Here is a 13,626-nt window from a genome sequence, read left to right as displayed (position 1 = left end):
TACGTCGCACTGATGTGATGATCTTCGACGGCATCGACGACGACCTGCGCGCGGCCCGTGAGCGGGTACGGCGTCTTGAGCGGCTGACGGCCCAGCGTCAGGGACTGGCCCTGCAACTCGACGAGGTCGGGCGGCTGCTCGCGGAACTTGAGGAACGGCTCGCCGAGGAGGAGAAGGACGTCTCTCGGCTGGAGGCGGGCGGCTTCACGGCGTTCCTTGCGGGGCTCGCCGGTTCGAAGGAGGAGCGGCTCGCCAAGGAGCGGGCCGAGGCGCAGGCCGTACGGCAGCGCCTTGACGGGCAGCGCGGCCGCCTGGGGTGGCTGGAGACGGACATGGCGGCCGTGGAGAGCGGCCTCGCCGAGGTGGGCACGGCGCGCGAGGAGTACGCGGCGCTGCTCGAACGCAAGGAGCGCATGCTGGTCGAGTCGGGCGACCCGAAGGGCAGGGAGCTCACCGACATCTCCCGGCGGCTCGCCGACACCGACGCCGGGCTGCGCGAGCATGAGGAGGCGCGCCAGGCGGGGGTCGGCGCGGTCCAGGCCGTTGGCCAGGTCCTGCACAGTCTCGGCAGCGCCCGGGGCGCCTCCCGCTGGGACATGCTGAGCGGCGGCGGGGGCTTCGCCGACATGGTGGAGAACGGCCACCTGCGCAACGCCGACGAGGCGGCCTGGCACGCGCAGCGGGCGCTGGACGTCTTCTCCAGGGAGCTGGCCGACGTCGGGGTGCACGTCAACCCCCAGATGCCCGAGGTGGACACCCGCTGGTTCGCCGACATGTTCTTCGACAACATCATCGTGGACGCGATCAAGCACCAGAAGATCTCCCGCACCGGCGAGGCGGTCGCCGAGATCGCCCAATGGGTGCAGGAGACGGTCGCGACCCTGACCACCAACCACGCCGAGCTGGCACGTCAGCGTGACCTGCTCATCGCCCGCAGGGAGGAGCTCCTCGCGGGCTGAGAGAGGACGGACCGGACGGCCGGAACGGAAGGTGTGGCGGACATGCTGACGTGATCGGCCAACGGTGACAAGCTCTGGGCTTAAGACATCGCATCGTCTCGGTGGAGGGCCGCATGTCGAACCCCAGTGTGGTTCCGTTCCTTCGTTACCAGGACGCCCCGGGCGCCATCGAATGGCTGGGCAAGGTCTTCGGCTTCCGGCCGTCGGTCACGGTGCCCGGCTCTCACGGGGGAGTGGGGTACGCCCGGCTCACTCTGGGGGACGCGGTGATCGTGCTCGCCTCGGTACGGCCCGGCGAGCCCTACCTGCGCAGCGCCCTCGACCTGCCCGCGGTCAGCCAGGGCGTGTTCGTCGTTGTCGAGGATCTTGAGGCCCACTACGAGCAGGCCGTGGCGCGGGGCGCCGAGATCGTGGTCGAGCCCGAGACCACCCCCGAGGGCACCAGGATCTACATGGCCTTCGATCTGGAGGGCCAGCTCTGGGCCTTCGGGGACGGCTTCGAGGCCGACGACTGATCTCAGTGGTCGTGGCCGTGGTGGTCGTGGTCGTCTTCCTCGTCCGAGGGGCCGTCTGAGGGTTCGACCCCCAGCACGGCCTCGCGGGGCTCGACCTGCTCCACGTGCTCGATCAGGCCCAGAACGTGGTCCGGCTCGATGAGCCACTGCAGGGCCGTGGCCCCCGTCTCGTCGGCGGAGACCATCTCCGCCTGTTCCCTGCGCTCGTCGTCGTCCAGGTCGGCGTCGGGGTGGTTGATCTCCTTCAGCGCGGCTTCCTGGAGCCCGGCGAGGTCCTGCACCTCAACGGTCAGCTCGATCGTCAGACGCAGATAGCGTTCGGTGCCCGATTCATCACTCATGGTGGAATCCTAGTGCCCCGACAAGGGACGATCAGACTACGGCAGCTTCCATTCGACCGGTGCCGCGCCCTGCTGCTGCAGCAGGTCGTTGGCGCGGCTGAAGGGGCGGGAGCCGAAGAAGCCGCTGCGGGCCGACAGCGGGCTCGGGTGGGCCGACTCGATGGCCGGGGTCGAGCCGAGCATCGGGCGCAGGGAGCGGGCGTCGCGGCCCCACAGGATCGAGACCAGGGGCTGGTCGCGGGCGACGAGGGCCTTGATGGCCTGCTCGGTGACCTCCTCCCAGCCCTTGCCGCGGTGCGAGGCGGGCTTGCCGGGCATGACGGTGAGGACCCTGTTGAGCAGCAGGACGCCCTGGTCGGTCCAGGGGGTCAGGTCGCCGTTGCTCGGCATCGGCAGGCCGAGGTCCTCGGTCAGCTCCTTGTAGATGTTGCGGAGGCTGCCGGGGATCGGGCGCACGTCGGCGGCGACCGAGAAGCTCAGGCCGATCGGGTGTCCCGGGGTCGGGTAGGGGTCCTGCCCGACGATAAGCACCTTCACCTGGTCGAAGGGCTGCTGGAAGGCGCGGAGCACGTTGGCTCCCGCGGGGAGGTACTGCCTGCCTTCCGCGACCTCCTGACGGAGGAAGTCACCCAGCTCGGCGATCTTGTCAGCGACGGGTTCCAGGGCCTGCGCCCACCCGGCTTCCACGACTTCGTTCAAAGGACGTGCGGCCATGCCGAAAACCCTATCGAGTTTTGCGACCAGGTACGGCTCGCGTGACGAATCACGCGAGCCGTACCTGACCTGCCCCTGTCGTTATTTCACGGAGCCCGCCATCATGCCCTGCACGAAATACCGCTGGAATGCGAAGAACAGGATTAATGGGATTATCAGCGACAAAAAGGCGCCGGGGGCAAGGATGTCGATATTGGTGCCGAACTGCCGCATCTGAGACTGCAGGGCCTTGGTCATCGGCTGGTTGCCGGTGTCGGCGAAGACCAGGGCGACGAGCAGGTCGTTCCACACCCAGAGGAACTGGAAGATCCCCAGCGAGGCCACCGCGGGCTTGGCCAGCGGGAACACCACGGTCGAGAAGATCTTCCACTCGCCCGCGCCGTCCATCCGCGCCGCCTCTAGCAGCGAGCGCGGGATGCCCGCGAAGAAGTTGCGCAGCAGGAAGATCGCGAACGGCAGGCCGAAGGCCGTGTGGAAGAGCACGACCCCGGCGATGGAGCCGAAGATCCCGAGCGTGCCGTACAGCTTCGCGATCGGGATCAGTGCGATCTGGACCGGTACGACCAGCAGGCCGACCACCACCAGGAACAGGGTGTCCCTGCCCCGGAACTCCATCCAGGCGAAGGCGTAGGCCGCCATGGCGGCGATGCCGATCACCAGGACGGTCGTCGGGACGGTGATGAGGACGGTGTTCCAGAACGAGGAGGTGAAGCCGGTCGCCAGCAGGTCCGAGTAGTTCCTGAGGGTCAGCTCGGCCGGCCTGGTCAGGGCCGTCCACCAGCCGGTGGAGTTGTTGGCGGTCTCGTTCCTGATCGAGACCACGAACAGGCCGAGTGTGGGAACCAGCCAGAACAGGCCGATCACCACCATCAGGGCCTGGAGCAGGCCGCCGCCGATCCGGTCGACGGCCCTGCCGAGGGGGCCGCGACTCGGCGCGCCCAGCGCGGGGGTCGTCACTGGTTGTCCCTTCTGAACCGGCGGATATTGATGATCATGAACGGCAGGACCAGGATCAGCAGGAAGATGGCCAGCGCGCTGCCCAGCCCCTGGTTGCCTCCGCCGCCGAAGGAGACCCGCCACATCTCAAGCGCGATCACGTTCGCCTGCGGCTGCACGGAGCCCGGGGCGATCACGAAGACCAGGTCGAAGACCTTGAGCGTATTGATGATCATGGTGACGAACACGACCAGCAGCACGGGGGAGAGCAACGGGACGGTGATCTTGCGGAACACCTGCCACTCGGTCGCCCCGTCGATGCGGGCCGCCTCAAGCGCGTCACGCGGGATGGACGCGAGCCCGGCCGCGATCAGCACCATGGCGAACCCGGCCCACACCCAGATGAACGCCCCGATGATGGCCGGGGTGATCAGGGTCGGCCCGAGCCAGGAGACGCCGTTGAAGGGCTCCTGGAAGTTCGACGGCGGCAGCCGCAGGAGATAGTCGCCCTGGGGCAGACCGGCGAAGCGGAAGGTCCCGTCGGCCTCGGTGGTCGCCGTCGCCGCGACCGCGTCGCCGCGCACCGCCTCGACCGTCACCCCGGCCAGCGCCTTCTCCGTGCCGTCGACCTGGTTGAGCGTGCCGCCGCCGCCCTGGGTGAAGTCGACCCACACGGTGCCGGTCAGCTCGCCGGGCACCGGCTGCGCCGCCTTGGCCGCGGAGGCGGAGGCGAGCGTCGCGGGCTTGACGCCCACCAGCGGCACCTGTACGGCCTGGCCCGGCTTGACGGTCTGCCTGGTCACGACCGCGCCGTCGCGTGGGACGACCGGCGCCGCGTCGTTCTCCCTCGGCCTGGCGTCGGGATAGCCGTGGGAGGGGCCGAAGATCCCCTGGACCGAGGTGATCACGGCGTTGGCCACGCCCCGGTCGGGGTCCTGCTCGTAGACGAGCCTGAAGATGACGCCGGAGGCCATCAGGGAGACGGCCATCGGCATGAAGACGACCAGCTTGAACGCGGTGGCCCAGCGGATCCGCTCGGTCAGCACCGCGAAGATCAGGCCGATCGCGGTGACCATGGCGGGGGCGAACACGACCCAGATCAGGTTGTTCCTGATCGTGGTCAGCGTCGAGGAGTCACTGAAGATCGCGGCGTAGTTCCCGGCGCCGACGAAGGTGTCCCCGGTGGCGTCGAAGAGGCTGCGGAAGATCGAGTAGACGATCGGGTAGATCACCAGCGCGCCGAGGACGACCGCGGCGGGCAGCAGGAAAACCAGCGCCAGCGTCGGGGAGGGGCCGAGCCTTCCCCGGCGGCCCGAGGGATTCGAGGGATTCGGGGGAGGAGCGGGAGCCGCAGACCCCCGGGCCGCGGCTCCCGCCGTCGTGGCCTCCGCTGTCGCCCCGGCCGTCTCCGGCGCGGTGGCGGACGGCGGGGGATCGTCCGCTTGGCCCTGCGGGGTCGCGGGGCCGGGCCCGGGCCCGGGGGAGGCGCCCTCGCCCTCCCTCGGGCCCTGCGGGCCGTCCAACCGGTTGGTCACGGCCGGTCCCCCTACTTCCAGGCCTTCTTGGCCTCGTCCTCAAGCTTGGTCTGGGTCCCCTTGACGTCGGAGGGGTCGCGGACGAAGTCCTGCAGGAGCTTCCACTCGCCCTTGCCCTCGGTGCCGCCGAACGCGCTCGGCGCGAGGTCGGACATGTCGTAGCGGACCGCCTCACCGGCGGAGATGATCGTCTGGGCGAGCTTCTTGGTCAGCTCGGCCGGGTAGTTGTCCGGCGAGACGTTGCGGTTGGGCGAAAGGTAGCCGGGCAGCTTGGCCCAGATCTCGCCGCCCTCCTTCGAGGCGAGGAACTCAAGCAGGGCCATGCCTCCCTTGGAGTCCTTCAGCGCCACGGCGATGTCGCCGCCGAGCACGACCGGCTCGGTGTCACCGGCCTTGGGGAAGGGGAAGTACTTGGCCTCCTCGCCCAGCTTGGCGCCCGACTGCTCGGCGGAGGTGGCCACGAAGTCGGCCTCGATGACCATCGCCGCCTTGTCCTGGCCGTACACCTGGGTCGCGCAGGTCGGGAAGTCGGTCTGCAGGGCGCCGGAGGGGCCGCCGAGCAGGAACTCCTTCTTGCCGACGATCTGCGCGATCTTCTCAAGCGCGGTGGTCACGGTCGCGTCGGTCCACGGGATCTCGTGCTTGGAGAGCTTGGTGTAGTTGTCCGGCCCGGCGGTCGAGAGGTAGACGTTCTCGAACAGGTCGGTCAGCGTCCAGCCGGAGGCGCCGCAGAGGGCGAACGGGGCGGTGCCGGAGTCGGCGACGGTCTGGGCCGTCTTGATGAGGTCGTCCCAGGTGGCGGGGGGCTGGGCGCCCGCGTCCTGGAACGCCTGGTCGCGGTACCAGACGAGCGACTTGTGCGCGGCCTTGACCAGCACGCCGTAGACCTGGCCGTCGGCGGAGCCGAGCTCCTTCCAGTACGGGGTGTAGTTGTCGTCGATCTGCTTCTGGACCTCGGCGGTGAGCGGCTTGAGGGCCTTCTCCTTGGCGTACTGCTGGACGAGGCCGGGCTGGGGCAGGATCGCGATGTCCGGCGGGCTGCCGCCCTGGATGCGCGGGCCGAGGTAGGCGCCGGTGTCCTCACCGGTCGAGGCGTAGGTGACCTTGGCACCGGTCTTGGCCTCGAACGCCTTGAGCACCTGCTGGAAGTTCTCCTGCTCCTGGCCCGTCCACTTGGCGGCGACCTCGATGGTCACGCCGTCCAGGGTCTTGGCTCCCGCGGCGGCCGAGGAGGCCGGGGCGCTGTCGCCCGGGGCGGGCGTCGAGGACGCGTTGTCCTGGCTGCCGCACGCGGCGAGCGCGAGCGCCAGGCCCGTCAACGTCACCGTGGCGATGGTCTTACGCATTCTGGCGAACCTCCTGTGCTGACGGAACGGAGATGGGGGGACAGGCGATCGGTGCGGGGGGACCGCCTGTCCCCGGTCCTGGGGTGGTGAGGTGAGGCGTGAGGTACGGCGGACGCCGCGCGGTGGGGATGCCCACGGGCGTCCGCCGAGAACGGAGAGAGACGGAAAGAGACAGAAACAAGGGGAAGGGAAGGGATGACGACTCGCGGAACGGAGGGGTGACCCCCGTCATCGAGCCCGGATGATCTCGTCGAGCTGACCCTTCATCGAGGTGACGACGTCGCCGCTGTCCTCGTCGAAGGGCGGGGTGAGCGCGTTGGAGACCGCACTGGCGATCACCAGGCTCAGCTGGTTGTAGTTGGCGCTCGTCGGCCTGGGCCGCGCGGACAGCAGGCTGTCCTTGAGCACCGGCAGGTAGGGGAAGCGCTTGATCAGAGCGGGGTCGTCGTAGAGCTCGGCCCAGACGGGGGGGAAGGACCCGTCGGCGAGCACCCGGCGTTCGTTCTCAAGCCCGGTGAAGTAGCGGATGAACTCCAGGGCGGACTTCTGCCGCTTGGAGTAGGCGCTGATGGCGAGGTTGATCCCGCCCAGCGAGCTGGAGCCGGGCCCGTTGAGGCCGGGCAGCCGGGTCACCCCGAACCTGCGGCCGATCGGCGAGGTCGTCGCCGGGCCGTAGGCGTGGGGCCAGTTGCGGGAGAAGGCCAGGCGGCCCTCCTGGAAGGCCAGCCGTGACTCCTCCTCCTTGTAGGAGAGGGACTCGCGGGGGATCCAGCCCTCACGAAGACCGTTGACCAGGAAGTCGAGCCCGGTCGTGGCCTTGGCGGTGTCCATCGTGACCTGGGTGCCGTCGCGGTTGAGGATCTGCCCGCCCGCCGACTGCACGGCCTCGGCGAAGTTGACGGTCAGCCCCTCGTAGGCGAGGAACTGCCCGGCGTAGCCGCCGATGCCGTACCTGTCGTGCAGCGCACGGGCCTGCCTGCGCAGCTCCGCCCAGGTCGTGGGCGGCGTGAAGCCCTCCTTGGCCAGCAGGTCCTTGCGGTAGTAGAGCAGCCCGGCGTTGCTGGTGTACGGCACGGCCCAGAGCTTGCCCCGGTGGACGGCGGTGTCCGTGACGGACGGCAGGAACCTGTCCAGCGGGAACATGCCGCGTTCGAGCGGCACGATCCAGCCGGCGTCGGCGAACTCCGCCGTCCAGACCACGTCCAGGCCGAGCACGTCGTAGCGGTCGCTCTTGGCCTGCAGGTTGGCGACCATCTGCGCGCGTTGCTCGTCGGCGGCCTCGGGAAGCTCAAGGAGCGTCGCCTGCTCCGCCGGGTGTGTCTGGTTCCACCGGTCGATCAGCGGTCGCAGATAACCGGTGGTGTCACGGCCCGTCACGAAGGTGAACGGACCGCTGCCGCCGGAGCGGTCGGCGTCCCGCGCGACCACTCCCGAACACCCCGTCACCAGAACGACGACGAGAGTGACGAGAAGGAGGTGGCGCACGATTGCCTCCCTGTTTCCTGGCGGCTACATACATGTTAGGTAGATGCATGCATGTTATGCACAGCGTTAATGTGGACGTCAACGGATAGTCCCGTAACGCTCAGGTAACGAGCATGTCGAGGAGGTGGGGGGTGAGACAGTCGCTGCTGGCGCTCCTCGCGAAGGAACCTGCCCACGGATACGAGCTGAAACAGGCGCTTGAGCAGATCTTCGGCCGGGCCTACCCGTCACCGAACATCGGGCAGATCTACGTCACGCTGGGCCGTCTTGAGAAGGACGGCCTGATCCGCGCCGTGGACGTCGAGCAGTCGAACCGGCCGAACAAGAAGGTGTACTATCTGACCGCCGCGGGCCGGGACGCCCTGGACGCGTGGGTGGAGGAGCCGACCGAGGGCCCCAGGGTCCGCGACGAGTTCTTCATGAAGCTCGTCCTGGCCCCCATGACCGGCATCGCCGACCGGATGGCGCTGATCAACCGCCAGCGCCGCCACTATCTCGGGCTCATGCGCGACCTCAACGAACTCGCCGACCGGACAGACCGGGAGGACTACGTCGCACTCCTGCTGATCGAGGGGGCCATGCTGCATCTGCAGGCCGACCTCGACTGGCTCGAACGATGTCAGGAGGACCTTTCGTGAGTCACCCCCCGGTCGTCCGTACGGTCAATCTGGTCAAGATCTACCAGAACGGCGCCGTGCCGGTGCCCGCGGTGCGCGGGGTCGACCTGGTGGTCGAGCCGGGACAGTTCGTCGCGATCACCGGCCCCTCCGGCTCGGGCAAGTCGACCCTGGTGCACATGCTCGGCGGCCTCGACCCCCGCACCAGCGGGGAGATCTGGCTGGACGGCAAGCGGGCGGACACCATGAGCGAGAGCGCGTGGGCGCTGCTCAGACGCCGGAAGATCGGCTTCGTCTTCCAGTTCTTCAACCTGGTCGCCAACATGACCGTGGCCGACAACGTCGAGCTGCCCGCGCTGCTGGCCGGGGCCTCGGCCCGCGACGCCAGGGAGCGCAGGGAGCACCTGCTCGGCGAGCTCGGGCTGACCGGCCGCGCCGACGCCTCGCCCGCCCAGCTCGCCGGCGGTGAGCAGCAGCGGGTCGCGCTGGCCCGCGCGCTGGCCAACAAGCCGAGCCTGCTGCTGGCCGACGAGCCGACCGGCAACCTCGACAGCCGCAACACCCGTGACGTCCTGCGCCTGCTCGGCCAGGTCCACCGCGACGGGCAGACCATCGTCCTGGTCACCCACGACGCCCGGGTCGCCAGCCTGGCCGACCGGGTGATCACCCTGCTCGACGGCGAGATCGTCGACGACGGAGCCCTGGGAACCGCCCGCCGCCGCCCGAGGGGCACGGCGGGCGACGTCGTCGAGCTGCGGGGATAGCCCGCGTTGTTCCCGAACACACCCCCGAGCGGAGCGGCCACGTGAGCACCCTGCGGGCCTCGGTCAGATGGGTCAGGGCCGACCTGAGGGCACGACGGGGGCAGGCGCTGCTGACCGTGCTCGCCGTCGCCGGGATCGTCACCGCCCTGATCACCGCGGCGACCCTCCTTGAGGACGGGACCAACCCCTGGCGGGGCCTGTTCACCGAGTCCAAGGGCGCCCACGTGTGGATCCACACCAGGGACGCCCCCCAGGTGGCGGCGCTGGCACGCCTCCAGGGGGTGGTCAGGGTCGCCGGGCCGTACCGGGCGGCGCCGGTGATGCTCACCATGAACGGCAGGCGGACGCCGGTCACGCTGCGCGGGATGGAGGCCAGGCCGCCGGACGTGGCCGTGCCGCTGGTCCGCGCCGGACGGTGGCTGCGCCAGGGGGACGACGACGGGGTGGTCGTCGAACGGTCCTTCGCCGAGGCGCTCGGCCTGCGGGTCGGCTCCTCGTTCACCGTGACGGCCCTCAACGGCGCGCTGCACCCGCTGAACGTGGTCGGCCTGGCGGACACGGCCGACCAGGGCTTCTACCCGGAGACGACGCCCGGCCTCGCCTGGACCCTCGGCACGACCCTCGTCAAGATCGAGCCCGCGCCCGGCCGCAGCGAGATGGTCACCGGGCTCAGGCTCGCCGACGGCGAGGACACCCTGCCGGTCGTGCACGGCGCGGTCACCTTGCTGGGCGGGCAGATCCAGCGCATGTCCACCTGGCGCGAGGTGCGCGCCTCGATGGAGCTGGACAACCGGCTGCTCGGCCTGCTGCTGGCGCTGTTCGGCGGCGTCGGCATGGTCGCCGCCGCCCTGGCCATCGCCAACGCCGCCGGCGGCCGGGTGCTCGGCCAGATCCGCGACCTGGCCACCCTCAAGTCCCTCGGTTACACCAGGGGCCAGATCTTCGGCCTGCTCATGGCCGAGCACGGCGCCCTCGGCATGATCGGCATCGCCGCCGGGCTCGTCTGCGGGCAGCTCGCCTCCTCCTTCGCGCTGCGGGGCGTGCCGATCCTGCCGCTCTCCCCGATGCCGCTGCTGGCCATCACCTCGGGCACCGCCGTGGTCGTCCTCGTCGCGGTGGCCCTGCCCGCCTGGCGCGGCGGCCGTACCGCGCCCATCCCCGCCGCCCCGGCCGCGCCGCTGCGGGGCCACCTGTCGCGCATGGCCAGACTCGCCCTCCTCGTACGGCTGCCGCCCGCCCTGGTGCTCGGCACCCGGGACGCCTTCAGCAGGCGGGCGCCCGCGTTCCTGAGCATCTTCGGCCTCGCGGTCCCGATGATGATGATCGTGGTCGGGCTCGGCTGCTGGGCCACCCTGGACGACTTCCTGAGCCACCCGGAGCGGGTCGGCCAGGCCGCGGCCCTCACCGTCCGTTCGGACCGGCTGCCGGCCGAGGACGTGGCCAGGCTGGCCAGGGCCGACCCGGACGTCGCGGCCGTCTATCCGGGCAGCGAGGTCGCCGCCCTCGAACCCGAGCAGACCAGGAGCGTGCTCGTGCGTGCCGTCGGTACCTCGGCGCAGCCGTACCCCTTCTCCGTGGTCGAGGGGCGGATGTTCACCGCCAGGGGCGAGGCCGTGGCCGGGCAGGGGCTGCTCGACCTGATGGGGGTGCGCATCGGCGACCGCGTCAGGATGACCGTCGGCGGCACCCCGCTGATCGTGCACATCGTCGGCCGGGTGATCGAGCCCGAGCAGGACGGCGAGGTGCTCTCCCTGGGGCTGGACAGCCTGGCGGCGAAGGACGCCGTGCCACCGCAGTTCCACAGCCTGGTGCTGAGGGAAGGGGCCGACCCGGCGACGGTCAGGGCACGGCTGATCGCGGCCTCGGGCGAGGCGCTGGAGGCGCGGCGGGTGGTCAACCCCGCCGAGCGGCTCTCGGTCATCCGCGGGGTGATCGTGGCGCTGATCGCCGTGCTCGCGCTGCTCGGCCTGGCCAACCTGCTGACCGCCAGCGCCCTGGGCCTGCGCGACCACGCGTTCGACCTGGCGGTCCTCAAGGCGATGGGCCTGACCCCGAGGCAGGTCGCCGCGACCCTGGTCACCGGAACCGGCCTGCTCGTCGTGCTGGGCGTCGTCACGGGAACCGCCGCCGGGGTCTCGGTCGTCGGCGGCCTGATCGACCTTCAGGGGCACAGCAGCGGTGTCGGGGCGGGCATCGGCCGTACGCCCTCCGCGCTCACCCTGGTCCTGGCGGTGCTGGCCGCGATCGGGGCGGCGCTGCTCGTCGCGCTGATCCCCGCGAGAAGAGCGGCCCGCGCCCGGGTGCCCGTCACGGCCCGCTGACACGCCGACGCCCGCCGCCCGGGATCACCGGACGGCGGGCGTCGGTACGCGGGGTCACCCCTGCAGGGAGAACCAGTAGAACCCGTGGCCCGGCAGGGTCAGCAGGTAGGGGAGCTCCCCGACGACGGGGAACGGCACGCCGCCCCTGGCCTCGACCGGCGTCATGCCCTCGAAACGACGCAGATCAAGCTCGACCGGCTGGGGGTACTTCGACAGGTTGTTGACGCACAGCATGACGTCGTCACCGTCCTCGCGAACGTAGGACAGCACCGCGGGGTTGCTGGACCACAGCTCGTTGTAGACGCCGGTGCCGAAGACCGGGTGGTTACGGCGGATCTCCAGCATCCGCTTGGTGAAGTGCAGCAGGGAGGCGGGGTTGTTCTGCTGCGCCTCGACGTTGACCGCCTGGTAGCCGTAGATCGGGTCCATGACGGCGGGCAGGTAGAGCCGTCCCGGGTCGGCGGTCGAGAAGCCCGCGTTGCGGTCGGGGCTCCACTGCATCGGGGTGCGGACCGCGTCACGGTCCTCAAGCCAGATGTTGTCGCCCATGCCGATCTCGTCGCCGTAGTACATGACGGGGGAGCCGGGCAGCGACAGCAGCAGCGCGGTGAACAGCTCGATCTGGTCCCTGTGGTTCTCCAGGAGCGGGGCCAGGCGGCGCCGGATGCCGAGGTAGGCCCGCATCCGCGGGTCCTTGGCGTACTCGGCGTGCATGTAGTCGCGCTCCTCCTCGGTGACCGTCTCCAGGGTGAGCTCGTCGTGGTTGCGCAGGAAGATGCCCCACTGCGCGGTGTCGGGGAGCTTCGGGGTCCTGGACATGATCTCGGAGATCGGCTCGCGGCTGCCGCGCCGTACGGCCATGAAGATGCGCGGCATGAGCGGGAAGTGGAAGGCCATGTGGCACTCGTCACCGCCGACCGAGGGGTCGCCGAAGTACTCGACGACGTCCTCCGGCCAGCCGTTGGCCTCGGCCAGCAGCACCCGGTCGGGGAAGAGCCGGTCGACCTCGGCGCGGACCTTCTTCAGGTAGGCGTGGGTTTCCGGCAGCCCGGAACAGGTGGTGCCCTCGCGCTCGAACAGGTACGGCACCGCGTCCAGCCGGAAGCCGTCGATGCCCAGGTCGAGCCAGAAGCGCAGCACCTCCAGCATGGCCTCCTGAACCGCGGGGTTGTCGTAGTTCAGGTCGGGCTGGTGGTGGAAGAACCGGTGCCAGTAGTACTGCTTGCGGACCGGGTCGTAGGTCCAGTTGGACTCCTCGGCGCCGATGAAGATGATCGGCGCGTCGGGGTAGCCGGTCGGCTCGTCGGCCCAGACGTAGAAGTCCCCGTAGGGCCCCTCCGGGTCGTGGCGTGAGGCCTGGAACCAGGGGTGCTTGTCACTGGTGTGGTTCATCACCAGGTCGGTGATGATGCGCAGCCCGCGCCGGTGCGCCTCCTCGATGAGCTGGATGAAGTCTCCGAGGTCCCCGAAGTCCGGAAGGATCTTCATGTAGTCGGAGATGTCATAGCCCCCGTCGCGCAGCGGCGACTCGTAGAGAGGCAGCAGCCACAAACAGTCCACGCCGAGCCACTGGAGGTAGTCCAGTTTCTCGATCAAGCCACGCAGGTCCCCGGTGCCGTCGCCGTTGGAGTCCTTGAACCCACGGACGAGCACCTCGTAGAAGACCGCTCGCTTGTACCACTGCGGATCGGCCGAGACGAAATCCTCGGGCACGGAATCCGGGCAGGGGGATGCATTCATCGTGTTCTCGCTCACAGTGAGAAAGGGCAGGACGAAGTCACCGGAGTGTCCGGCTCATGATGTTTGATGACTGCGCTGGGAGGAGCCGTCATCCCCACGTGCTCCATGCCCCCGGCGGACCGAATTCGTGGTTCGGTGCCATCCGTTGTGGCGCTTTCTGGGCCGAAGACTACCAGCCGTGTGAGTGCTGCGAAGCCCTCCCAAAGAGGTACCTCTCCCCGAGGGGACACGGAATCCCGTCAACTTAGCGTCGTCGGCGCGTAATCGTCCGCTCACCCAGTGTCCTTCGGCGCGAAGAACGCGATGATCAGGGCCCTGACCTCGGTGGACGACTCGCGCTCGGTACGGCCCCG

12 protein-coding genes are annotated in these 13,626 nt (G+C 69.7%); 5 read left to right on the top strand and 7 right to left on the bottom strand.

Annotated features, from left to right (window positions below; all coding sequences use genetic code 11):
* Positions 1-17: 17 nt before the first annotated feature.
* The gene (locus ACFOYY_RS26760; RefSeq protein WP_352009702.1) at positions 18-959 is read left to right on the top strand and encodes a hypothetical protein; all 942 of its coding nucleotides are present in this window, start codon (positions 18-20) and stop codon (positions 957-959) included.
* Positions 960-1,072: 113 nt separating this feature from the next.
* Complete coding sequence (locus ACFOYY_RS26755; RefSeq protein ID WP_352009701.1) at positions 1,073-1,474, top strand: VOC family protein; 402 nt, start codon at positions 1,073-1,075, stop codon at positions 1,472-1,474.
* 2 nt (positions 1,475-1,476) lie between these two features.
* Here the strand turns inward: ACFOYY_RS26755 and ACFOYY_RS26750 are convergent, their stop codons facing one another.
* The 6 genes from ACFOYY_RS26750 to ACFOYY_RS26725 form a co-directional block, all read right to left on the bottom strand.
* On the bottom strand, positions 1,477-1,815 hold the full coding sequence (locus tag ACFOYY_RS26750) for a hypothetical protein (RefSeq protein ID WP_352009700.1): 339 nt from the start codon (positions 1,813-1,815) through the stop codon (positions 1,477-1,479).
* Positions 1,816-1,851: 36 nt separating this feature from the next.
* Positions 1,852-2,529 carry a uracil-DNA glycosylase gene (locus ACFOYY_RS26745; protein WP_352009699.1) on the bottom strand — a complete coding sequence of 226 codons (678 nt, stop codon included), beginning with the start codon at positions 2,527-2,529 and terminating at the stop codon, positions 1,852-1,854.
* An 81-nt stretch (positions 2,530-2,610) separates the two neighbouring features.
* The gene (locus ACFOYY_RS26740) at positions 2,611-3,486 is read right to left on the bottom strand and encodes a carbohydrate ABC transporter permease (protein WP_352009698.1); all 876 of its coding nucleotides are present in this window, start codon (positions 3,484-3,486) and stop codon (positions 2,611-2,613) included.
* Positions 3,483-5,000 (bottom strand): carbohydrate ABC transporter permease, encoded by a 1,518-nt coding sequence (locus tag ACFOYY_RS26735; RefSeq protein ID WP_386193085.1) that lies wholly within the window; start codon positions 4,998-5,000, stop codon positions 3,483-3,485. The genes ACFOYY_RS26740 and ACFOYY_RS26735 overlap by 4 nt, the downstream gene beginning before the upstream one ends.
* A gap of 11 nt (positions 5,001-5,011) precedes the next feature.
* A complete protein-coding gene (locus tag ACFOYY_RS26730) occupies positions 5,012-6,346 on the bottom strand; it encodes an ABC transporter substrate-binding protein (protein WP_352009696.1) in 1,335 nt (444 codons plus the stop codon).
* Between the two features lie 228 nt (positions 6,347-6,574).
* On the bottom strand, positions 6,575-7,831 hold the full coding sequence (locus ACFOYY_RS26725; RefSeq protein WP_386193080.1) for an ABC transporter substrate-binding protein: 1,257 nt from the start codon (positions 7,829-7,831) through the stop codon (positions 6,575-6,577).
* A 131-nt stretch (positions 7,832-7,962) separates the two neighbouring features.
* Between ACFOYY_RS26725 and ACFOYY_RS26720 the strand changes: the two genes are divergently transcribed.
* From ACFOYY_RS26720 to ACFOYY_RS26710, 3 genes are read left to right on the top strand one after another with little or no spacing between them, the layout of a single operon-like run.
* Positions 7,963-8,469, top strand: coding sequence for a PadR family transcriptional regulator (locus ACFOYY_RS26720; RefSeq protein WP_352009694.1), 507 nt, complete (start codon positions 7,963-7,965; stop codon positions 8,467-8,469).
* Positions 8,448-9,212: an ABC transporter ATP-binding protein gene (locus ACFOYY_RS26715; protein WP_386193077.1), complete on the top strand. Its 765-nt coding sequence runs from the start codon at positions 8,448-8,450 to the stop codon at positions 9,210-9,212. The genes ACFOYY_RS26720 and ACFOYY_RS26715 overlap by 22 nt, the downstream gene beginning before the upstream one ends.
* Positions 9,213-9,253: 41 nt before the next feature.
* On the top strand, positions 9,254-11,533 hold the full coding sequence (locus ACFOYY_RS26710) for an FtsX-like permease family protein (RefSeq protein ID WP_386193075.1): 2,280 nt from the start codon (positions 9,254-9,256) through the stop codon (positions 11,531-11,533).
* Positions 11,534-11,587: 54 nt separating this feature from the next.
* Here ACFOYY_RS26710 and treS read toward each other — a convergent pair whose 3' ends face one another.
* Entirely contained in the window at positions 11,588-13,273 is a 1,686-nt protein-coding gene (gene treS, locus ACFOYY_RS26705; protein WP_352009691.1) for a maltose alpha-D-glucosyltransferase, read from the bottom strand.
* Positions 13,274-13,626 lie beyond the last annotated feature (353 nt).

This window comes from Streptosporangium jomthongense, from assembly GCF_042650425.1.
GTDB lineage: Bacteria > Actinomycetota > Actinomycetes > Streptosporangiales > Streptosporangiaceae > Streptosporangium.
Note: the sequence above shows the minus strand (reverse complement) of the source record. Positions and strands in the feature narration are given on the sequence as shown.